The 23,533-nt window shown below is 54.9% G+C and carries 16 protein-coding genes; 5 read left to right on the top strand and 11 right to left on the bottom strand.

What is annotated here, in order from left to right; all coding sequences use genetic code 11:
* The first annotated feature begins 24 nt into the window (after window positions 1-24).
* The 3 genes from CA54_RS28110 to CA54_RS28100 are packed head-to-tail and all read left to right on the top strand — an operon-like array spanning window position 25 to window position 6,820.
* Window positions 25-2,859 carry a Rieske 2Fe-2S domain-containing protein gene (locus tag CA54_RS28110; protein ID WP_197532918.1) on the top strand — a complete coding sequence of 945 codons (2,835 nt, stop codon included), beginning with the start codon at window positions 25-27 and terminating at the stop codon, window positions 2,857-2,859.
* Between the two features lie 11 nt (window positions 2,860-2,870).
* Window positions 2,871-4,601: a DmsC/YnfH family molybdoenzyme membrane anchor subunit gene (locus CA54_RS28105; RefSeq protein ID WP_146374345.1), complete on the top strand. Its 1,731-nt coding sequence runs from the start codon at window positions 2,871-2,873 to the stop codon at window positions 4,599-4,601.
* Complete coding sequence (locus tag CA54_RS28100) at window positions 4,598-6,820, top strand: molybdopterin oxidoreductase family protein (protein WP_146374344.1); 2,223 nt, start codon at window positions 4,598-4,600, stop codon at window positions 6,818-6,820. The genes CA54_RS28105 and CA54_RS28100 overlap by 4 nt, the downstream gene beginning before the upstream one ends.
* Before the next feature lie 169 nt (window positions 6,821-6,989).
* Here the strand turns inward: CA54_RS28100 and CA54_RS28095 are convergent, their stop codons facing one another.
* The 6 genes from CA54_RS28095 to CA54_RS28070 all read right to left on the bottom strand — a co-directional run bounded on the left by CA54_RS28095 (window position 6,990) and on the right by CA54_RS28070 (window position 13,100).
* Window positions 6,990-8,129: an ABC transporter permease gene (locus CA54_RS28095; RefSeq protein ID WP_146374343.1), complete on the bottom strand. Its 1,140-nt coding sequence runs from the start codon at window positions 8,127-8,129 to the stop codon at window positions 6,990-6,992.
* The gene (locus CA54_RS28090; RefSeq protein WP_146374342.1) at window positions 8,129-8,842 is read right to left on the bottom strand and encodes an ABC transporter ATP-binding protein; all 714 of its coding nucleotides are present in this window, start codon (window positions 8,840-8,842) and stop codon (window positions 8,129-8,131) included. The genes CA54_RS28095 and CA54_RS28090 overlap by 1 nt, the downstream gene beginning before the upstream one ends.
* 17 nt (window positions 8,843-8,859) lie before the next feature.
* The gene (locus tag CA54_RS28085) at window positions 8,860-10,470 is read right to left on the bottom strand and encodes an efflux RND transporter periplasmic adaptor subunit (protein WP_146374341.1); all 1,611 of its coding nucleotides are present in this window, start codon (window positions 10,468-10,470) and stop codon (window positions 8,860-8,862) included.
* Complete coding sequence (locus tag CA54_RS28080) at window positions 10,467-11,171, bottom strand: hypothetical protein (protein ID WP_197532917.1); 705 nt, start codon at window positions 11,169-11,171, stop codon at window positions 10,467-10,469. Before CA54_RS28080 ends, CA54_RS28085 begins: the two co-directional genes overlap by 4 nt.
* A 23-nt stretch (window positions 11,172-11,194) precedes the next feature.
* Window positions 11,195-12,364, bottom strand: coding sequence for an ABC transporter permease (locus tag CA54_RS28075; RefSeq protein WP_146374340.1), 1,170 nt, complete (start codon window positions 12,362-12,364; stop codon window positions 11,195-11,197).
* A 487-nt stretch (window positions 12,365-12,851) separates the two neighbouring features.
* Window positions 12,852-13,100 carry a hypothetical protein gene (locus CA54_RS28070; RefSeq protein WP_146374339.1) on the bottom strand — a complete coding sequence of 83 codons (249 nt, stop codon included), beginning with the start codon at window positions 13,098-13,100 and terminating at the stop codon, window positions 12,852-12,854.
* Between the two features lie 206 nt (window positions 13,101-13,306).
* Here CA54_RS28070 and CA54_RS28065 point away from each other — a divergent pair, with 206 nt between their 5' ends.
* Entirely contained in the window at window positions 13,307-14,461 is a 1,155-nt protein-coding gene (locus tag CA54_RS28065) for a PepSY-associated TM helix domain-containing protein (protein WP_231963231.1), read from the top strand.
* A gap of 232 nt (window positions 14,462-14,693) precedes the next feature.
* Here the strand turns inward: CA54_RS28065 and CA54_RS28060 are convergent, their stop codons facing one another.
* From CA54_RS28060 to CA54_RS28040, 5 genes are all read right to left on the bottom strand, one after another.
* Window positions 14,694-15,320, bottom strand: a complete 627-nt coding sequence (locus tag CA54_RS28060) for a hypothetical protein (RefSeq protein ID WP_146374337.1) — start codon at window positions 15,318-15,320, stop codon at window positions 14,694-14,696.
* Between the two features lie 51 nt (window positions 15,321-15,371).
* Window positions 15,372-15,773: a hypothetical protein gene (locus tag CA54_RS28055; protein ID WP_146374336.1), complete on the bottom strand. Its 402-nt coding sequence runs from the start codon at window positions 15,771-15,773 to the stop codon at window positions 15,372-15,374.
* Between the two features lie 8 nt (window positions 15,774-15,781).
* Complete coding sequence (locus CA54_RS28050) at window positions 15,782-16,492, bottom strand: hypothetical protein (protein WP_146374335.1); 711 nt, start codon at window positions 16,490-16,492, stop codon at window positions 15,782-15,784.
* 89 nt (window positions 16,493-16,581) lie between these two features.
* Complete coding sequence (locus CA54_RS28045) at window positions 16,582-20,616, bottom strand: WD40 repeat domain-containing serine/threonine protein kinase (protein WP_146374334.1); 4,035 nt, start codon at window positions 20,614-20,616, stop codon at window positions 16,582-16,584.
* 630 nt (window positions 20,617-21,246) lie between these two features.
* A complete protein-coding gene (locus CA54_RS28040; RefSeq protein WP_197532916.1) occupies window positions 21,247-21,867 on the bottom strand; it encodes an RNA polymerase sigma factor in 621 nt (206 codons plus the stop codon).
* Between the two features lie 444 nt (window positions 21,868-22,311).
* Between CA54_RS28040 and CA54_RS28035 the strand changes: the two genes are divergently transcribed.
* Window positions 22,312-23,526 (top strand): DNA polymerase Y family protein, encoded by a 1,215-nt coding sequence (locus CA54_RS28035; RefSeq protein WP_146374332.1) that lies wholly within the window; start codon window positions 22,312-22,314, stop codon window positions 23,524-23,526.
* Window positions 23,527-23,533: the final 7 nt, after the last annotated feature.

Raw genomic sequence — 23,533 nt, 5'->3', positions numbered from 1 at the left:
ATACGGATAGAAGAAAAAACCAACATGGCCAACCCTGTTGAAGATTGGAAAGCGGAAAAACATTCGTTTGAAGTGTGGGAGGACTGCGAGAAATACGCCGCCGCCCGTACGCCCATAAAGGAGATCCCCCAACCTGATTTGGAACGAATGAAATGGTACGGTTTCTTCTACCGCAAACGAGACGGTTCGGGCCGGTACATGAACCGAATCAGGATTACTGCTGGAGAAATGACCGCCGAGCAGGCCCGAGAAATTGCGCACTTGGCCTATGAATATGGGCACGGAATTGTCGATGTCACCACGCGCGCGAATGTTCAAGTGCAAGGGCTGGAAATAGAGCACCTGCCGAAATTTGCCGCTCGGCTGGAGAAGGTGGGCGTCACCTCCAAACAAACGGGGCACGATAACATCCGCAATGTGTTCGCGCATCCTTTTAGTGGATTGATTCCCGATGAACTGATCGATACGCGGCAACTGTGCCACGACGTCACGGCGCTGTTTGTCGATAGCCGCGAATATTCGGATCTGCCGCGGAAGATGAATATCTGTCTCAATGGCACCGATCAGCATTCGGCGCATTTTTGGACGCAGGACATTAGCTTCCTGGCAACGCACAACGACGATGGCGAAGTTGTGTTTCAGACGCTCATTGGTGGTACACAAGGACAAAACCCCCGCTTGGCGTCGCATTTGCCGGTGCTGATCTATCCGGAACAAGTTGTCGATGTGACGCGGTCGATATTGGATCTGTTTCGTACGAAAGGCTCTCGGGTCAAACGCAATGCGGCGCGGTTTCGGTTTCTTGTTGACGAAATTGGCGTCAGCGGCGTGCTGCAATGGTTGGAGGAGACTCTGCCTTTTCCTTTGCAACCGGGAGTGAGCGAACCGACTCCGGCGTCCAGTCACGACGAACTCGTGGGCTGGTTTCGCCAAGCAAACCCTAAATTGTGGACGATGGGACTATCGGTCCCCTTGGGGCGCATGACGTGGCAACAACTCGAAGGACTGGGCCGGCTCAGCAAAAAATGGGGCGACGGCCAACTGCGGGTGACGCACGAGCAGGGGATTGCCGTGATTAACATCCCCACCGGATTTAAGGATGCGGCGGCAACCGATGCGGCGGCCCTGGGACTCGGCGTGCATGCTGACCCATTCGACCTCAACACCATGGCTTGCACGGGAAGCCAGTTCTGCAACATTGCCGTGACCGAAACTAAAGGTCAGATGTTGCAACTGATCGAAAAGTTGCGAAAACGGGCTCTCAAACTGCACGGCATTCGCATTCACATGAGCGGTTGCCCATCGAGTTGCGCCCAACATTTCACGGCCGACATCGGACTCAAAGGGGTCCGTGTACGAAGGTTGATCGGAACTCGCGAAGGATTCGACGTCTTTCTTGGCGGTGGAATTGCCGGACAGGTCCATATGGGGATGCCCTATAAATTGGGCGTGGATGTCGATCAGTTACCGACGCTCATTGAAGACGTTGTTGGAGAATATTATCTGTTGCACAAGCCGGGACAGACATTCAGTGCTTACTGGCGAGAGAAACTTCAAGCTGCCAAGGCCAACAAGGTTGGTGATGATGAGTACCAACCGCCGGTCTGGTTGTGTGAAAGCTGTGATCATCGCCACATCGGTGAAGACCCACCGGTCTTTTGCCCCAGTTGCGCGGGATTACGGCGTCACTTTGCCCGCTTAGACGATGAGACATTACCAGCGGAAACCGCAGAGGAATCGCTCGAACAAACACCGGTGCGGACCGACGGATTTAACTTTGCCGCCAAGTTGGAAAAACTGTCAGACGCCGGGAGCCTCACGGTCGAAGTCCAAGCACGCGAGTACGCACTGTTTGCAGTCGATGGCAAAGTAACCTGTACCGATGCCGCTTGTCCCCACGAAGGGGCACCGCTTGCCGAGGGAGAAGTCGCCGACGGTGTCGTCACCTGCCCTTGGCATCAATGGGAGTTCGACGTCTGTACCGGATGCAGCGTGACTCCCGCTGGACACTCTGTGAAAACGTATGAGACTTTGATCGAAGGGGGCGACGTTTTCATTAAAACGGGGAGCAATGCCGGGGGCATTGGTATTCCGGACCTGTCACCGGCTACAGCGGTCAAAGCCGCCGAAGTATCCTTACGCGTGTTGGATGTCATCGCCGAAACTCCTAACGTCCGTACCTTTCGTTTGGACAACTCTCAAACGGTCCTGCCGCAGGATTTCCCCGGAAAATTCGCACAGTTATGCATACCGGTCGAAGAAGGGGAACTGTGGCGCAGTTTCACGATCAGCTCTTCACCAACAGACAGCCAGCACGTCGATCTGACCATAAAGTTGAATCCCGACGGAATCGCCACCAACTACTTATTTGAAAACATACAGCCGGGCAGCAAGCTTCGTATCAAAGGAGCGCTGGGGGGCTTTTGCTTTGATCCGGACCGTCACCGGGAACCGTTGGTCTTGATCTCCACCGGTAGCGGAATCACGCCCATGATGGCGATCACGCGGTTCTTGCAGGATACCGGCCGTTCCAATCCGTGCACCCTGTTGTACGGGGCACGCACCCAATCCGACATTATCTTTCACGAAGAATGTCGCAGCTTCGTTGCTGAGGGCGGCGCGTTTCAATATGTCGTTTCACTCACACAGCCTGATGATTCTTGGACGGGTGAAGTGGGGCGTATTGATTTTGAGCGTGTGCAACGATTCGTTTCGAACCTAACGGGTAGTCGCTACTTCTTATGTGGGCCAAACGAGTTTATGGATGAGTTGCGTGCCGCACTGATCGATGTGGGTGTGCCCGAGGATCGAGTGCATACCGAACAGTTTCACGCGACCCCGGCACCCGCGGGGGTTTGACGGACGGAATCATGGACACCCTGCACAAAAAAAACGGCAACCCAACCGGAGTTGCCGATGGGGGCAAAGACTCCTCGCTCCCGATACTGGGCGTTCCTCCAGATGGTCCCACGTTGATCGAACGGTTATTGAACGATCAACAACAAATGACCGCTGTCGAGCAATTCTCCCGCGCCCATGATCTGGGCGGCCTGCCTGCACAGTCCCGTTATTATTCGAAACTCGTACCGACCTCCGCCCCTGGTCCAGGACAACAGTACGCCTTCGAAGTCGATCTCGACCGTTGTTCGGGTTGCAAAGCCTGTGTCACCGCATGTCATACGCTCAACGGTTTAGATGAAGAGGAAGCGTGGCGCGACGTCGGATTGCTAGTGGGGGGGACAGCCACCAACCCCATGATGCAACACGTGACCACCGCCTGTCACCACTGCCTCGAGCCGGCCTGCATGTCCGCCTGCCCGGTCGATGCCTATGAGAAGGATCCGCAAACGGGGATCGTTAAACATCTCGACGATCAATGCTTTGGCTGTCAATATTGCACCTTGGCTTGTCCCTATGACGTCCCCAAATATCACGGCGGCAAAGGGATCGTTCGCAAGTGTGACATGTGTAGCGACCGGTTGGCCGATGGAGAAGCACCCGCGTGCGTGCAAGCCTGTCCACACGAAGCAATCGCCATCACGGTCGTCGATGTTCAGCAGGTGATCGAAGATTCCGAAGCAGACAACTTTCTGCCCGCAGCACCCGAACCGCACATCACCTTGCCCACAACGCGCTATAAGACATCACGGGTCTATCCCCGCAACATGCTGCCCGCCGATTACTACGCCACCAACCCGCAGCATCCGCATTGGCCGTTGATTGTGATGTTGGTCCTCACACAATTGTCCGTCGGGGCGTTCGTGGTCGGCAGTGTTCTCGAATCTCGCTTAGGCACCGATTTCATGGTTGCCTTTCGACAACTGCACGCGGCCAGCGCGCTCGGCTTTGGTTTGTTGGCATTGACCGCCAGTACCTTTCACCTAGGGCGGCCACAATATGCGTTTCGCGCTATCGTCGGCTTAAAGCATTCCTGGCTGAGTCGTGAAATCGTAGCGTTCGGAGTCTTCGCCGGCGCCGCATGCGTCTACGCCGCTGCAGCTTGGGTCCCCGGCATTCCCGACACCGTCGTCGTGTCCTTAAGCTGGGGCGTCACGGCCATTGGAGTTGTGGCGGTCTTCTGCTCGGTCATGATTTACGTCTTCACACAACGCGAATTTTGGAGCTTCACACAGACCGCGACCAAGTTTTATCTCACATCCGCCATATTGGGGATCGCCGCCACGTGGCTATCGATTCTGTTGTTGGGCACAGTCCTCAACAATCCGGCCGCACAGCAGTTGTCGCGCGACGTAGGCGATACCTTGCTACAAGCGTTGATTGTCACCAGTGGTTGTAAATTTGTGTTTGAATTGTCAATGCTGAGCCATCTGGCAGCACGGCGGGTAAGTCCCTTGAAACGGTCTGCGCAACTGCTCGTCGGGCCGCTCTCGAATCAGACGTTTGCGCGGTTTGCCCTAGGGGTCTTGGGCGGTGTGGTGATGCCCGTATTTTTGATGACACAACAGCGGACCACTGAAGTGGCCACGATTATAACCGTCGTCATGCTGTTCGTCGCCTGTTTGGCGGGGGAACTATTGGAGCGCTACCAGTTTTTCGCCGCGGTCTCCGCACCACGCATGCCGGGAGGGCTGCGATCATGAGTAGCACCGCCGATCCGACACGGATGGACCAGTTGCAGTCATTATTGCATCAACGCACCGGTCCGCTCACACGGGAATTGCTGTTGAAACCGGGCGAGTTCGGGCTTGGAAAAGTCCCCGCGCGGCAACTGCCCGATGCGACCACAAATATGGTTTGCGGCTATTGCTCGACCGGTTGTGGGCTCAATGTCCATTTACAGAACGGAACCGCTGTCGCACTCACGCCGACCACCGACTATCCGGTGAACTTAGGCATGGCCTGCCCCAAAGGTTGGGAAGCGCTGACCGTCCTCGATTCGCCGGACCGGGCAACGGTTCCGATGTTACGCAATGCTTCGGGCAAGTTAGCGCCGGTCACTTGGGACACGGCGATGCAGACGTTCGTCGAGCGGTTTCAAGGAATACAAAAACAGCACGGACCGGAATCGGTCGCATTTCTCAGCACCGGGCAAATTCCCACCGAGGAAATGGCGCTGCTCGGCGCGCTGGCTAAGTTCGGCATGGGAATTGTGCACGGTGACGGCAATACGCGGCAATGCATGGCGACCGCCGTTGTCGCATACAAACAGGCATTCGGTTTCGACGCACCTCCTTATACTTACGCCGATTTCGAAGAATCGGACGTCATCGTGTTGATCGGTAGCAATATCTGTATTGGGCATCCCATCATGTGGGAACGGGTGATGCGCAATCCACACGATCCCGAAATTATCGTCGTCGATCCCCGCATGACCGAAACGGCAATGAATGCGTCGTTGCATTTGGCGTTGGCTCCCAAATCAGATCAGACTTTGTTGTACGGCATCGCCCGCATCTTGATCGAGAACAATTGGGTCGACCACGACTTTATTGATCAGCACACATCTGAGTATCACGAATTCCAGGAGTACGTGGCACAGTTCTCGCTGGAGCGCGTTGCGCGCGAAACCGGGTTGTTAGAACAACAAATTCAGCGTTTCGCCGAATTGATCCACGAAGGAAAGCGTGTCTCCTTTTGGTGGACGATGGGGGTCAATCAAAGCCACCAAGGGGTCCGCACCGCGCAGGCGATTATCAACCTCGCGCTGATGACCGGCAATATCGGCCGGCCTGGCACGGGGGCGAACTCGATCACCGGCCAAGCCAACGCGATGGGGTCGCGGCTGTTTTCAAACACCACGAATTTGCTGGGCGGACATGACTTCGCCAATGCACAGCACCGCGAAAAAATCGCTGGCATTTTGGGCATCGACAGTGAGGTGATCCCTACCCAAAACAGTTGGGCCTACGACGAAATCATCGAGGGGATTCTACGGGAAAAAATCAAAGGCCTGTGGGTGATTTGTACCAATCCGGCGCACTCCTGGATCAACCAAACCCAATGCCGTGACATTTTAGATCGCCTCGACTTTTTGGTCGTGCAAGATATGTACGGGAATACCGAAACCGTCCAGATGGCTGATTTGGTATTGCCCGCCGCCGGCTGGGGGGAAAAAGAAGGGACACAAGTCAATTCCGAACGGCGCATTGGATTAGTCAAAAAACTGCGACCCGCCCCGGGACAGGCACTCGCCGATTTTTCGATCTTCAAGCTAGTCGCCGAGTATTGGGGGTGCGGCGACATGTTTGCGCGATGGGAATCTCCCGAGGCAGTATTTCAATTGCTCAAGGAATGCGCACGCGGAATGCCGTGTGATTTTTCAGGGATCGACGATTATGAAATGATCGACAAAGCGGGCGGAATTCAATGGCCCTATTCGGCAGACGGAACGGAGACTTCTGGGGAGCGACGGTTGTTCGCCGATGGAGAGTTTTTTCACGCCGATGGCAAAGCCAAGTTCCTATTTGAGGATCCGCGACCCCTTACGGAAAAACCAAGCCACCGCTATCCCTTCATTCTACTCACCGGACGCGGAACCGTAGCGCAATGGCACACGCAAACCCGCACTCGGCAGTCGGCTGTGCTTCGTAAATTGTATCCGGAAAATCCATTCGTCGAGATCAATCCCGCAGATGCCCGCGCGCTGAACATCCGTCCGGGTGAATGGACAATCGTCGAGTCCCAACGCGGACGCATGCGGGCCAAGGCGATGGTGACACACGCCATTCGGGCCGGTCAATTGTTCATCCCCATGCATTACGAAACCACCAACCGCCTCACCGACCCGGTCTTCGACCCCTATTCCCGGCAACCCTCATACAAATCCTGCGCCGTCAATATCAGCCGCGAAGGGTTTTGATTTTTCTCTGTGGGAGAATCTATTATTTCTGAGATTTCTGCATACATAGCTTGCTACTTAACTAGGAATACAACCGACCTAAGTTCCTTTTAACGAGACCGTCATGAGTGAGCGCAAGAGATCATCAAGTCAGAGCGCGGCGATGCTCCGCTCTTTCGAAGTCAGATGCCTATCTAGCCATCCGTAGTGAAGTAACGATGTCTGCGCGAGCGGCGTGTGTGGCGGGGGCGATTCCGGCGATGATGCCGATCACCAACGAAGTGACCACCGCATAGATGGCCATGTTCCATGTCGGCACAATCGCAATGCTCACCGCCTCGGCTCCTAATGACAGTCCTGATTCGAAGAGGAAGACTGTTGCCAACGCGGTGCCCAGGCAGCCGCCGAGGACACTCAACAGAACGGCTTCGGACATCACCAGTCGAAAAACGCGAAATGTCGTGAACCCCAACGTTTGCAGGACCGCATGTTCTCCGATGCGATCTTCGACGGTCATGATCGTGGTCGTTCCCAGCAAAACCGCCATTAACAACAAGCAGGCCCAGCCTAGGTAATGGGACAGATCAATCAAGTGGACAAGATCGGCGATGCTGGACGCTTGGAAGGCTCCTTTGGTTCGAGTGTCGGTCTCGATCTGCCCGGATTTCAATTGGGCATCGATGGCAACAGCGGTCTGGTCAGGGTCGGCGGAGTTGTCGAGCCAGACTTCTTGCTGGGTGACGGTGCCGACCAGATCGAGTCCGTGCGTTCGTTGTAAAAAATCGAGATGGCAGTAGACGTAATCCTCTTCCGCTCGGTTTTCACTGGTATAGATCCCGGCAACGGCCACCGTGACATCACCAATGGAAAATTTCTCTCCAACTGAGATACCGCGCCGCGTCGCCAACGCGCGTCCCACAATGGCCGCGTCTTGGTGGCCTTCAAAATCGGCCCAGCTTCCTGTTACAAGTTCGAAATTTCTCAGCCTGCGTATTTTCTCGACTTGGGTTCCATAAAAGACGACCACATCCAGGCTGGCACGGCAGTTATTGGTGAAGACCTGAATCGGCAGCACATCACGCACGCCGGGCATCTTTCCGATGACACGATCATAGTCTTGCGGAAGATGGCTGGTGGCGGGACAGAATTTATTCGCCTGAAACACGACCAGCACCGAATTGTCCTGTTGTGTGAGTCGCTCGAGGCCCTGCTGGACCGAAAGGACAAAGCAAAACACAAACAAGGCGACCGCTGATCCACTGACCGTCAACAGCGTCCGCACGCGATGCCGCCACAAGGTCTTAAACAGGTACGGTGCAAACTTAAACATCAGGAGGCCTCCGGATGCATCGAAACCAAGGTGCGCTCACCCACTTCAATGAGCTTCCCACGGTCGAGTTTTAATTGCCGTCCGGCCATTGCCGCTGCTTCGACATCATGCGTCGCCATGAGGAATGTGGTCCCCAATTCGACATTCAGCCGTTGCAAGAGATCCAAAATCTGGGACGAGGTCTCCGAATCCAGATCGCCCGTCGGTTCGTCCGCCACAACGACCGTGGGATCGGTCACAATGGCCCGCGCAATTCCCACCCGCTGTTCTTGCCCACCGGAAAGTTGGCGAGGATAATGATTGGCGCGGTTCAATAGATCCACAGCCGTCAATGCGAGCTCAACGCGGCGCTGTCGTTCGGCTCGATTCATCGGTAATAACAGTAATGGGAGTTCGATATTCTCATACGCCGTCAGTACCGGGATCAGATTGTGCGTCTGGAATACATAACCAATGTTACGGGCCCGCCACGTCGCCAGCTTGGTTCGTGACATGCCGGTGATGTCGACGTTGTCCACGATGATGTGTCCGGAGGTGGGGCGATCAATCCCGGCGATGAGGTTCAGCAAGGTCGACTTACCGGTGCCGCTGGCTCCCATGAGCGATACGAACTCTCCCCGATCAATCTGCAACTCGGCGTTGTCGAGCGGCGTGATTTTTTCGTCTCCCTTGTGGAAGAATTTGCTGACCTGATTGATATCTATAAGCGACATGCGAAGATTCCTCGCTGTTATTTGTGTGCTTCGTCCGGAAAACGCTGGGGATGGGACGCGGAGGTCGTCTCCTCGTCAAAAATAGTTGTCTCGTCGGTAATCCGGATTCGGTCGCCGTCATTCAATTGTTCGTACCCCGAAGCAATGATCCGGCTGGCGGCAGTGAGCCCACCGGTGACCTCGATAAATGTGCCTGACGCTTGTTTGCTGACACTCACTGGCTGCCGCCGCGCTACTTGGTTGGCCACATCAGCCACCCAAACAAAATTCGCTTCGCCATCCTGTGCAACAAGTGCGCGAGGAATGAAGAGCCGATACTCCTCAGTGTTCTCTTCAATCGGTGCCTCTGCATCGGGCGCCAGAAATGTGACATCCACCAGCATTTCCGGCTTCAAGACCTCCGGCGGATCTTCGATGCTGACTTTCACCTCCAAGGTGTTTTTCTGAATGTTGGCAAAGCCTGTCAGGAACAAAACGGTCCCTTTCAGTGGAGTCGCAATGGCGGGGCTGCGAATTTCCACTGGTTGCCCCCGACCGGTTTTAGGCAGGTCTTCAAACCGCACATCGACACGGACCTGGAGTTGGTCGGGCGAGTACATTTTGACGACCGTGCTGCGGTCCTCCCCCTGCATCGAACCGGCGCTGCCCATCAAATGCGATCCCGGTTGCGTAACGAGATTAAGGATCCGCCCCTCGACCGGTGCGTGAATCGTCATTCGGGAGAGTCGCAACTCCGCTTCTGCAATAGCCACCTCGGCTTGCTTCAAGCGTGACCGAGCGGCCATGAGTTGTGCTTCGGCCGCTTTGAAGGCGTGCTGTTCATCAGTCTTGAGTTCCAATCGCTTGGCGGCCGCCGCCACTTGTCGGCGAAGTGCCCGCTGATGTTGGACAAGCACCACGCGTCGATTGGTCAACTCCACCACACCGGCTGCGGCAGCGTCTTGTTCGCTCTGTGCTGCTTCGATACTTGTTTGCGTGGCGACATTGCCTAGAGCTTGCTTGGTTTTCAAATCATAGGTGGCAAATCGCAGCCGCGCATCCGCTTGTTTAATTTGGTGCGGCAGATTGGAAAGTTCCGTCTCAATGGCCGCCAAGGCGGCTTCCGCTTCAGCGACTGGAAGTTCGAGGTGAGCGGGGATGTCAAAGTTGACCCGTGCCGCCTCCACACCCGCGTCGGCTTCCTGAATTTCCGCTTTCCGCAACTCCAGCGTCGCCTGGGCTTGCTCCAATGCCAAAGTCGCATCGTCATCGACCAAACTCGCAATGGGCTCGCCTGCGGTGACGAACTGGTCTTCGACGACAAGTAACTCTTCTACCACTCCTGAGGCCAACGCCGCCACGCGCGTTGGCGTGGGGCGCGGCTCAACCCAGCCGGCCGCGTTATACAGCGGCGTGCCTTCGGCCTGTAGTTCCGACAGACTCATCCGCACTGGAATGACTGTGACGGACGTGCGCGGCAGGTAGACATCCCGCGCCGCCCACGCCAAGACCGAAAGGAAACTGACGATCATCACTGCCGGTAAAACCACGCGAGAGACGATCCGCCGCTTGGGCGCAATCCGCGGCCGATCGTCCTGGTCACGCTGGATGGCCAGTTCTTTCACATTGACCTTTGAGGTCGTGCTCATGACTCACCTTTGGTATCAGAATGTGCCTCTTCAGGCTCAGAATGAGCATCCTTGTCGTCGCCATGGTCGTGTGCTTTGTCGTGATCGTGATCGTGTCCATGGTCGTGATCATGGTCATGTGCATGATCCGATGTTTCTCCGGGATTGCCGCGTTTGACTTGACCGGGATTAGCAGGGTCGACATAGACCTTACGGGCCAGGATCGTCACATTCCCGGCTTCGTCTTTGCTGGCTTTGCCGGTCACAATCACAGTCTGCAATTCCGTGAGACCGAGGAGCTCACGGGCATCTGTGGAAATCACCTGGTCTTTGTCGTCCACGATTTTCACCAATGTCGTGGAACCGGGCAATTTGTCGGTCGCACAGCAATAGTCCCACGGAGTTGGGCATTTGTCGCCCGGGATATCCGTGCAGGCTGCCAGTGAACGATCAACGATCGAAAACGCTGCCATTCCATCGACCCATGGTTCGTGACTGCCGCCGATGCGCCCGACAACCACCACATCCTCATCCCTTCCCACGCTCTCGCGCATCGGAATGATGTCCAGCGGGGAGCTAGGTGCTGTGGTGGTCAGATAGGCTGTGCCTTCAGCAGAGGCTTGTCTCGCCGTTCCCGCTTGATCGCTCGCGTTTTCGGTTGAGCAACCGGTCACAGCTGCCATTGTGATCAACATTCCGATCAACTTGATGTTATTTAGCATTCGTAAATCCTTTTCGTTGAGAGTTAAATCGCCCTGAGTCCGTCCACGACGGAGAGGCGGAAAATTCGAATCGCCGGCGGAAGTGAACCGACGATTCCCAAAAACAATGCGATTCCATATCCGATCAATAACGTGGTCGTATCGATTTGCAATTCGAACGCGCCCATCGTAAATCGGACCGCAGCTTTGTGAATCAATCCATAGGCTACGACAGAGGCCAGTAGGGCAGCGGTCATGGCAAGGATGGTCCCTTCTTGCATGATGCTCAAAATCGCCGCCCTGCGTGAAAAGCCGATTGTTTGCAGCGTTGCCAGTTCGGGGATCCGGCCGATGACCGCTCCGTACATCGTGTTCAGACCGATGAACACCCCAGCACTGGAAACGAGTGCTACGACCAGCCACGACAACAAACGCACAGGACGATAATCCTTTTGCAGGGAGGCAAAGTAATCGGTCTGACGAATCGCCTGGAGTTCCAAATCGAGTCGTTCCTTGCAGAACAGGTCAACCTCCTGAAACGTTCCTCCCGGTCCCAAATTCAAGGCGACAAGACTCAGGTCCTGACGCTTCATCGCCTGTTGCAAATCACCGAGTCGGCACCACACTTCGGACTCATAGGTTGCTCCCGCTGCAGCAAAGGTGCCGCTGATCGTCCACTCCCGGCCCTCAAAAATCAGCGTCCGCCCCGGTTGGATCTCTGCGGCGGTCAGTCCCAATTTGGTGGCCGCCATCCGGCCGACCAAAATTTCATTCACCCGCGGCCAATTCCCCTGGGTGATTTCGACATTTTCGTGCACCAAAAGTGCCGCAGATGTGACCCCGCGCACCAGCCCCATTTCCGGCGGGGCTACTGGTGTGCGATTGACCTTCGTGCCGAGGTAAAGCTCGGGCGAGGAAGCTTTTTTCCCATACCGTTCACGAATTCCGGGAATCGAGGCGGCCAGCAGATCGGCTGTTCGCATGGGCACCGAAGAATACTCTAAGTTTTCCCCCATCCCCAGTGAGAACACGATCACCGTTTGTGGCTGGCCTCCGGTCATGAGTGAGCGGTCCAATCCGCGCACGAAACCCAGCACAACCATCACGAGTAAGGTGACGATGGTGAGGGCGACGAGTGTCAGCGCAGTGCGCAGCGGTCGCCGCAATAAATTGCGTATGCCGTACTCCCACGGCAGCGGTCGAAAGAAGACCATGGGCATCCAAGTGCGGAATTGAGAAGAATGCGTCGATTCAACGCACGTCATCAGACGCGCGCGACATCAGAGCCGCCCCAAAGACGGGCGGAACGTACGCATCAGCACAACAGCGAGCGCAGCATGATTCGCAGACCGCCGCTAGATAGAGAACTCGCTTCACCGCGATTGGCAAATGATGTCGGCAACTCCGACTTAGCATCTGAAACCACCGGCAATTGCACCAGGCTGGGGCTCAGCGGGGGGAGTTCAGAAAAAATGCTGCCAAAAATGGCGACCTTGCAAAAACACGAATTTGTGCAGTCTTCGTGTTCCGGCGTTTCCTGTTTCTCGTGGTTCGCTTCAGAATTCGCTTTACAGTCATGACAACATTCGACACTGGCTTCGACTTGGGTCGAGGGACAGCATATCGATGCGGCGTGACACACGATGGGGCATGTCAACACTGTTATAATACCGATAATAGCTGTTATGCGTTGCATCACGATTAAACTCCGCCTCTTGTAAAGTCTCTATGTACTCTAATATGCAGACTCTCCAAGGTCAACCGGAATCCGTCCTCGCTTTGCAGCGGATCACCGACCAGTTTGGTTTGTTCGACCGCAATCCGCAGACACGAATTCTCCTGCACGCCCGGAGTCTGGCAGACTTTATCAATGGCTTGTTTGTCCAGTCCCGGATCAAACTTGACGATACTGTTCGGCGTCCAATGCCCGGGAAGAAATCCACCCAACATCGAGCTTCCCCAGACTTGGGTGACCGAGCATAGCCCGAGCCCCAATGTCAGCCACGCCGCTGCTGACAACAGCCTCGGTCATAGTAGCGGGGTTGAGCCAACGACCGTCGACCAGTGGATAGCGAGACTCGGTTGCCGTTGTGCCAGGCAGCATGGGGCCCCATGCTGCCTAAGCCGCGTCGACGCCCCGGCAGGCGGTCCTGGCCTTGTGGGGGTTCACCGATGCGGCGAAACCGTTGCCGGAACTGTGCAACACGATTGGCTGCCTGTACCGCGGGGTGAGTCTGCAGAGCTGTGATCAATGCAGCGGGCAACTCATCGTCTATCCGGACATTACGCGTTCGATTCAGTTCGTCGGTCACCACGGCGAAGAGGGGGAGCATGGACCCGAGGAGCACAAGCTCATTCACATCGACCCCTACTCTGGGGCATTGTTGGGAACACAGATCGCTGAGCACGTTTTTTTTTACATTGTTCTCGAGCTGCATCGCAACCTCTTACTCGGCACGACCGGCCGCTATGTTAAAGAACTGACGACGTGTTGGGGCATCATTTTGTTAGCGACCGGAGTTTTTCTCTGGTGGACCCGCGGCAAAAAGAATGTGGGGGTCTGGGTGCCCCGAATTCGAGGGAAGCTTTATGCGGTCCTGCGCGATTGGCATGCGGTGACGGGAATCTACGTGGTCCCGCTGCTATTAATTGTCACCGCTACAGGGTTGTTCTTTTCACCGCTGATGGGGGACGCATTTAATGCCACCGCTAAGAAAGCGGGACACTGGCCGATCCAGGAATGGTTCCTCCCTCCCCAATCGAAACCGGTTGCCGAGGGCACGCCGCTGGCGACGTTGGATGAAATTGTGCCGACGTTTCTAGCTCAATCGCGTCCGAACGATGCCGTCAGAATTCGATTTGCAGAATCGCCCGAGCATGCGCATCGCGCGTTTCTGATACAGGACGAAGACAAAAACTCCTACCGTTCAGTCGATGTCGATCAATACACCGGTGAGTTACTCAAAGTTGTCGATGGCAGCGACCTGAAATTCCTGTACCGGGTGCGATTGTGGGCTGTCTCCATTCACATGGGCCAAACCTTCGGGACACCGACCAAAATCCTCGCTCTGGTGGCAGCGGTGATTCTGTTGGCGCTCTCCATAACCGGCCTGTGGATGTGGTGGATGCGGAAGCCGAATGGCCGGACTGGATTCCCACGACGACCTGCGCGTTCGCTGCCCAATTGGGGTTGGGGAATCGTGGTCCTGTGTGCGTTGGTGCTGCCTGTCGCAGGCCTTTCCATTATTCTGGTGGGCATCTTCGACCAGCTATGGGGCCGGTTCTACAACGCTCCCCCGCCAACCACCTAAATTTGATTGGGTACGCAGGAATACCGCGCCCCTTTTGAATGATCGCCTTGCAGGTAAGAGCACGGTGACGTCGAGTAGAAACTGCCAACACGCAGCCAGGGTCTTTTCGACAGTCAACTGCAGTGCATACAGACTGCATAGAGCTATTCAACGGGTCCGGTTCCCCTCCTGCAGCAGTTTGCCGGCGAGCGGAGCGACGTGAGATGGCCGGCAGTCTTATTTTTATAATTATCTATCGCTGAACAGACAGACTCTCACCCAATACACCGGTTGCGTCTGATTCATTCGGCGGTTGTTGGTTCACGCGGACAATACGCATCTTCCAGTAGAGTGAATCGCCGAGATCTTTTTCCTGGAATACTCCGACAAGCAATCGTCCTTCCGTCGGGTCGTCCGAGTCAAACTCGATGCCCGTTTTCATCAAGTCGTGCAACTGTTCGGCGGGTTTCCAAGTCATTGTTTTGGGGCGGATCGCGCGAAAATTCGCATCGAGACCGATCAGTCCCTTCACACACAGCACGAACCGCGACAGCCAAAGTTTGATATTCTCCGGTGTCCACAACGGTTCGGGAATCACATCGGCTGTGATGCCAAGCATCGAAATGCCGACATCGGAGCGATGACCGTCCTCATCCTGCGAGGACGTGACGGCCATCACTTGCCGAATATTGGCGGGGTCGGTGGGATCGCCTGCGAACCAACCGTACAACCCGGGGTTCTTTTCACTCGCTTCTTTGCGCTGCAACCAATGCTGAAGTTCGTCGATGCTGAGACCGCTATAACGGTCATCCATTTGACGCATGATTTCGGCAAAACGAACGTGTGACGTTTCTGTTGTTAGCCTCAACCAAGTTTGCATGATTCACCCCTGTCAACGGGAGTAGCACGTGGTATGACTGCCGCGAGAATACTAGGCAAGCGTGATTGTTGTGGCTGCGCTATCCGAAGGACCGCCTCCAAACGCCTGGGCTTCAACAGTGACCGTTACATCCCCTGCATCACCATCGACGCTAACACCGAAGGTTTGGGGGTGATCTTGATCATCGTCCTCATCAAGATAGACCGATGTCTTTGCAGGGGAAACTGTTGGATCAAGATCTGGAGGTGTTGCCTCACCATAAAAAGTAAAATCTACAGTTCCCTTAAACCCATCGGTATAAATGCTAACTTGAGCGTTCCCATCAGCCTTTTTTAGGCCGTCTTTAGCTGCGTAAGTAGAGGTGATCGATACGAAAATGTCGTCAGCCATTTTTGGGTCTCCGTCATAATGTTTAAATTGAAAATTGCGGCGAAATATCAAGGCATTGATCATTCATCTCGTCATACCTTTGTGATCTTCACAGTCACAATACCATTGCCAGGTTGCGTGAGCGAATAGTAAGGATTTGGCGGATCACTATTTTTAATTCGCCGCAGCATCCTACCGATCATCGACCGACGATGTATCAGGCTTTTCTGAATGTTTCTGAATGAAATCGCCGCTTCATTTTCAAATCGCCCATTATCTCCAAACAAATCCCAATGAATAGACGTAAGCGCATTGTCAAGAAAATCTTGTTTATTGCAATTTTTCCAGACACCACCAATCCCATACAATTCAAACTTGCCAAGATCTCCGCCATCATCTTCGTAACTATAGGCGTATGTGAGTTTTATGTTTCTGGTATCTGCTGTGTCGTTCCCATTATATAGGGCACGGGCAACCCGTGTGCGTGGTGGTGTTGCGGAAGTATTTGCTAACCAGTCTTTGAATTGTTCCGGGGAAAGATCTCTGAAAAGATCGGGACTCGAATGCTTCATAACTCGAACGATTCGACTAACACGAGCGTTGTAATCATTGTCCGTATCAGTAACTCCATGCCAACCATTGACGTCGTTTTTCGGATTGAGGTTACATATTCCTGCAAAAGCATTAGAGGCTTCGGCTTTCGCTTCGGCCGCGACTGCCTCAGCAGGATCCACGCCAAGTGCTGCCGCGCCTATACCGACAACAGAAGCGGATTTGATCATGTCTCTGCGAGTAACATCCATTGCAGTCTCCATCTATAGGTAAAAAAAGGGTTAGGATTAGAGTCGCTGGTTGTGTTTCATTGTCCACTTAAAAGCGCCGCGCGTCAAATTTATGGGACGGCGTTGCGGAACTTTATCCATAATTCGCGCAGCTCGGATTTCGTTAGGGGGAGCGCATCGGACAGCCTGTCGATCCGATGGTCCGAAAGCAAGTTGGTCTGTCGTTCGATGGTAGCGACATCGCGGCTGTCGTTCGGTATTTGGTAAAGACTCAACGAGTGAAGCGTATCCTCGACGGGGTCTTCGCCGTGCAGAAGGAGGATAGACTGTCCGTTATTGGCAAAACTCGCTGCCACAACCGGTGCGGTCGCTGATAACGGCGGCAGAGCCAATTCACTAGTGGCAACGCTCCAGACATAGGCCACATCCGGATTCTTCCCCACGGTTAACAGTAGCTTGCTGTCGCGACTGAACATTAAGGAACCCTTGGATATCGACGTCCCGTAATCACTGAAGTGCGGTAGGCGTTTCGTGACAGGCGTCGTGGAACGAGTCTCCCAGACGCGCGCCGTGTTATCGTCGGCGACAGTGGCGAACCGGATTCCGGACAAATCGAACCGCCCAAAAGCCACCGCAGCAGAATGAACGAGCGGGTTTCCCACCAGTTTCCCGGAGGAAACCTCCCACAACCGAGCCGTCTTGTCGTCGCTACAAGTCAGCAACAACTGTCCGTTCGGGGAAAACTGGCAGTGCCGAATTCGCAAATCGTGTGTCATTTTCGCGCCGCTGGATTTTCCCGAGCGGGCGTTCAACAGGAGTACGTCATTTCCGTCCGCGACAGCGACTTGCTTACCATCGGGACTGAACGCGGCATGCGCAATGGCGCCCTTCAAGGACCACAACGGCTCATCAGAATTATCAATGTCCCAACACGTGACCGTCTGGTCTTTTTTGAGCATGCCGCAGCGGACAAGTAACAGCTTCCCGTCGGGACTGAATTCGACCGTATTGACTCGTTCTTGATGTGGCAATAGCGACGTGGTGGGGTTTGCGGCCTCTCGGTCCCAAACCACCACGGAACCGTCGATGTCACCGGTGGCCACGAATTTGGCATCGGCACTAAATGCTGCACACCACAAGTGCGACTGGTGCCCATTCAATTCGTTATTTGCTGGAATCGGGTGAGTGGACAATTCCCCTTTGTCACTAACGTGAACCGCGATCAGCGAGTTTTGGCTGTCCTTGCTGGTCATCACGTACCAGTTGGCCTGCGGACATCGGGCGAAAAAATTAACCGGTACTGTTTGGGGCAAAGGGTGTGGTCGCGTTTTAGCAGGCATCCTCCAGAGCCGCACCGTACCGTCGCTACAAGCTGTCAGGAAGTCGCGATTGTGATCGCGCCCCGGCAAAAACTCGACATGCGCGACATGTCCGCCGTGTGGGATTGGTGGTGTGACGGCGTTGCCGGTTATCGTATCCCAAATACGGGTCGTGCTATCCAAGCTGGCTGTCGCCAGCAAGCGACGGTCTTGGCTGAATGCCACAGAATTCACCCGTCGCTTATGCACGAATGGTTCGCTAGGTATCACCTGTCCGTCGACGATCTGCCACAAGCGGGCTATTTTGTCATCGCTGGCTGTCGCGAATAGACGGCCATTATGACTACAGGCGATGTCTCGAATTGGGCCCGAATGCATCTTCGGCACCGACGAAAGCTCCTGTCCCGTGGCGGTGGCCCACATGTGCACCACTCCTCGGTCGGTCCCGGTAATCACAGTTTGTCCGTCGGCAGAAATCGCCAGAGCACTCACGTTTTGTTTGTGTTGAAGCACCACTGGGTTGCCAGCCTCCGCATTTACCGGCCGGCGCCAATTCCAGATTCGTGCCGTTCCATCATGACTGGCTGTAATCAGCAAGCGTCCAGTGGGATCGAAAAGGACATCGCGGACTGGCCCATCATGGCTCAGCCTCTGCAATTCTTCTCCCGATCTCGCGTCCCAAACCCTCGCTGTGTGATCAAAAAGGGCGGTGGCAACAATGAGTTGGTCAGGATCATCAGGATTTGGGGGACAAAACCGGATACGATTGACAATCGCTAGCTTCGTCGAGTGTTTCGGCAGAGAATCATCTTCGAGGACGGGTAATTGCCTGCCTGTGCCGACTTCCCAAACTGCAGCAGTGCCGTCATTACAGGCCGTTGCGATGTATTTTCCGTCGTGGCTGAAAGCGCCGTGATATATCCCTCCGGTGTGCATCAATCGCTCAGTGATCTGAACTCCCGTCGTCGCATCCCATACCTGCGCTGTTTTGTCGTGACTCACCCCCAGAATGAACCGCCCATCAGGACTAGACGTCGCGAACTCGAGCGTCCCCTCATGAAACCACATTTGTTCCAACTTTGGACACGCCTCTAAGGTCGCCGCCAATCGCATGCGGCTGATCGGTTCTCGCTGCGGGTTTCCCTCGTCAAGATCTAACGCAGCAGCAAGCCAAGGCAGGGCGGACATCAAGTTATCCGAGTTGAGCAAATCCGCTTCCTTCTGATACATCCGCGAGAGCATTTCTTTGGTGCTGGCTAACGCAGCAGACTCGCGCACGTACATCGCGGATGAGACAGCGGTCCCGCAGGCAAACGTACTGATCACCGCCACGATCAGTGCGGCGATAGCGCGGTTGCGTTTGCACCACCGCCACGTCTTAGCAACAGGCCCGACCGGACGGGCTAGAATCGGTTTTCCTTCAACAAAACGTCGCAGTTCAGCGGCAACTTCTTTGGTCGATTGGTACCGTTTGGCGGGATCCTTCTCGAGACATTTTAAACAAATCGTCTCCATATCCACTGGAATGTGAGCATGAAGTTTGCGCGGACTGGGAGGTTCTTCGGCCGTGATTTGCACGATCAACATCAGCATGTCGCCGCGAAACGGCAAGTTGCCGGTGAGAAGCTCGTACAGCACGACGCCTAGTGAATAGACATCACTCCGGCGATCCGCGTCATGGCTATTTCCTTCTGCCTGTTCGGGCGACATGTAGGCTGGTGTACCGAGAATCTGGCCGTCGAGAGTCATCCGGATTTCACCAGCGTCTCGTTTGGCGAGCCCAAAATCCATGATATGTGGCGTACCGGTCATGTCGAGCATAATGTTGCTCGGTTTGATGTCTCGGTGGACCACGCCGGCCTCATGAGCATGCTGCAGTCCGTCGGCTAGTTGCGCACACAACTCGGCAACCTGTGTCATGTCCAACTGTTTGCCGTTGAGCCATTCGCGTAATGTGGCTCCTTGAATATATTCGCTGACGATGTAGACCGTGTTGTTGTCACGCCCCACTTCATGGATCGGGACAATGTTGGGATGATTCAGTTGGGCAACGGTCCGTGCTTCTTTAAAAAAACTGGCTGACTCAGTGGCGCTCAATGCTCCTTTGCGGGGAATCTTTACGGCGACCATCCGTTCCAAGTCCTTGTCGCGCGCTTTCCAGACCGTGCCAAAATGACCAGTGCCGAGTTGGCTAATCAACTCAAAATGGCCCAATGTGCGACACAAATCTTGTGCAAGCGTCTCGGTGGCTTGGCTGCCCAGCAGACTGATGCCACTTCCACACGCATCGCAAATAATCTCCTCTAACTTGGCATCATCCGGAACCTGAATATGATTTTGACAGTGGGGGCATCGCGTCTGAATGGGTAATTCGCCTGCAATTGCCTGCCGAGTCGAATACTTGCTTGGTGTTGTGTCGGAGAGCTCCTCTTCCACACGTTTCACTGAGCTGAGCCAGGCCGCACGTTTGAGCCGAAAACGCTTCAGATAGTCTTCTTCCCGAGGATGTTCGCCGCATAACCGCCGCACGCGGTACTCTTCAGCCACCAGATCGATCGGCAATTGTTCCACTGGGTGAAGTTGCTTGTAAATGCGCGCGTAGTCATCAAGCCGCGGCCGCTTGGGGAAGGTGCTTCCAGCGGTTCGTGGATTGGTATCGCGCCAACGGCGCTCGAGGTCGATCTTCACCAACTCGACAAGTAGGTCCCAACGTTCATCGTCCGACACCGCCTGCAGGGCTTGGTCGATCATTGGAGGCGTTCCGGCTTCCCAGGCCTCTTCAAAATCTTCGAGTTGCTGTTCGAAAACAGCCGAGTGGTCGTGCATGAGGGATCCTTCGGCAAACGTCCCGCGCAAAATTGTGCTTGGATTTCACGGTACGGCAGTCGCGTCGAGAATTCAATGAAAATGTTGCCCCGCATGCCAACCCAGGCTTATCCAGGGCTGGGAGTTGCGCACCAACTGAAATTGATTTCAAAACGGTTTCACGCCGATCGCCATCAATCGGATGCATCGACTCCGCGTGATCTTGCCATTTGCGATATCGTGACTGCAGTCGATATCAAACTGCGCCAACAACACCAGCTTGAAAAAATGCAGCGTATACTCCCAATCCACAGTCGCTTGATCGTATTCGACGAGCGACCATGGCAATGCATTCTACGCGATACGAGTCTTTGCCCAGAATTTGACGACCTGACTCTCCCCCAACAAGCCGTCGGGCCGGGATCAACCAGCGTCACTTGGCGACTGGACCTCCCTTTTCCTAAGGGGTAATCAGGAAATCGCAGAGAAAACGACATTCGGTGGGTGAAAAATTTGAAAAAAAGCGAATAACGTCCAGAAAATCGCGTTTTGCTTTGGGGGCAGGGCGTGCTCATTCGTCGTGAGTGACAAGACGCGCCTAACGAACCTACGCTTCAAGGAGATGAATGGCTTTACGGCGGTGTCGTTTGGCTATGCCTCAGTTACTTCCTGACGAGCACCAAGCGATGAATCCTCAAATAGCCGCATTTCGAGGTCCTTGCGGATACCCTTCATCACGCGCTGGACCGTGCGTGTTGTGCGACCGGTTGCGGCGGCAATGTCTTCCACCGATTCCCCTTTCAGCCGCAACTCAAGAATGACTTGATACTTAGGCCTCAACTGCCGCATCAGGTCCTCAAGCTCTTCGGCGATGGCCAACGCCTCATCCGGCGAAGGATCGCGGGCAATGATCTCGGGCCGAATACTCCAGCTGGAACCGCCAATGCTTCGCACAGCTCCGATCGACCGTTTTTGTGCCTGGTGAAACTCCACCTGACGGAGCACTTTGTGAACTGTAATAGCGGCTAGCAACCGCCACAAATCGCCGCCTCGATTGAGCGTGTAGCTTCTTTGGCCCGCATTGCAAAAGAAAGTGCGATAAGCAGATTGTACTACGTCCTCCGGATCGACGACGGTTTGAATCTCGTTGGACAACCGGGACCGCGCCAGGGCTGTCAATCGCAGTAAATACCGCTCAAAGATTTCATCGGCCGCTTGTTCATCACCTTGCTCCCAGCGAGCGAGTAAAGCAATTGATTCGTCATCGGCCATGACTGGTTGCCTTTTGGATTTGGTAATTGGAGTCACCATTCACACCTTATACGCAATTCGACGACTAATCGATGGCAAATGGCTCGCGCCGGGCAAAAAACCAAGCTTGAGACGAGACTCGCAGCAGCATTCGTTCCGGAAATCAGGGTGACCATCGAGCGATTTGCACCATTTGGTCCGCCGTATGGAAACAAAACCGGTGATGCAAGATCTCGCCGGCATCTTTCACGCACTGTGTGAAAGCATTCCATGTGATGCATGACTTTGTTCTCGATTTCACGTCGACCACCTCCTCAGTAAGGCGGGGAGATACGGCTGCTTGGTGGGCTTGGGCAGCCTGATTTGTCGAACGGGGCTTGGCGGAATGTTGCGGCAAGCCGTTGGCGTTTTGAATTCCCCAAACTACGGCTTGAAAGTGTACATACGAACACTTATCCTGACAGCATGAAAACCAATGAATTAATCGGCCACGTCGATTCGGATTGCTTTTATGTCTCGGCAGAGCGTGTCCGCCATGAGCACCTGCGGCACATTCCGGTGGGCGTGCTGGGGAACCAGGGCGCCTGTGTGATTGCCAAATCTTACGAGCTGAAAGCCCGTGGCGTGAAGACCGGCATGCCGATTTGGGATGCTGCGCCGCTCTGTCCCGACGCAGTGTTCGTCAAACGTGACTTTCGTTGGTACGAGGTGCTCTCGCGCAAACTGCTGGGTGTCATCCGCAGCGTGAGTCCACAGGTCGAATATTACTCGATCGACGAAATGTTTTTTGATGCGTCGGCGCTTCGCGAGCCGGCGGAAAGTTTGCAGCAACGCATCCTCCAGGAGGTCGGCATTCCGGTGAGCATTGGCATCTCACGGTCGCGCACCTTAGCCAAGCTGATGAGCGATGTGCGTAAGCCGTTTGGATGCTGCACGATCACCGACAAGGAAGAAATCGAGAATTTCATCCATCTGCAACCGGTCGAAGAACTGTGCGGCATCGGATATCGCAGCACGCGTAAGCTGCACCAACACGGCATCCGGACTTGCTGGCAATTCACGCAAGCCAACCGGCATTTCATTCGCAAGTTGCTCACGATCAAGGGCGAAGCCTTGTGGTGGGAACTTCAAGGAGAAGCTGTGATTCCGATCTTAACGGAGCGAAAAAAGCACAAGGCCATCGCGCGGGGAGGCAGCATTGGACGGCCGTCGACCGACAGGGAGCGGTTGTGGGCCTGGACCGTTCGCGATGCGGAAAGGCTGATTGAAGAACTCGACTTTCACCGCGTGTTGGTGGGCGAGTTGGTGATGAAGCTCTCCTACAAGACAGCGGGAGATTGGTCGCGGTCGGTGCGGTTTGCATCTCCGACCGGCGACTTTGACAAGCTGCTTGAGGCGGCTCACCACCTGCATCTTGTTGCTTGCTTAGAGCTCCAAGGACAGGCGATCACACACATTGACCTGGTTGCTGAACGGCTTTGTGAGCGGGGTGCCGAACAGCGCAGTTTGTTTGAGGCGGACGAAGGCAACGCCAGCATCGCGCAGCTGAAGCGTGCAACCAACGAGAAGCTCGGCCGCTTCGCACTGAGAAGCGCCGCTACATTGCCGCTCACAGATATCTACAACGACGAGGCTTTTAACTACGACGTTTGCGACATACGCGACAAGACGTGCTTTTGAGGAACAA

This window comes from Symmachiella macrocystis, assembly GCF_007860075.1.
GTDB classification, from domain to species: Bacteria; Planctomycetota; Planctomycetia; order Planctomycetales; family Planctomycetaceae; genus Symmachiella; species Symmachiella macrocystis.
The sequence above is the reverse complement of the archived record's forward strand: the minus strand, read 5'-3'. Positions and strand labels throughout refer to the sequence as shown.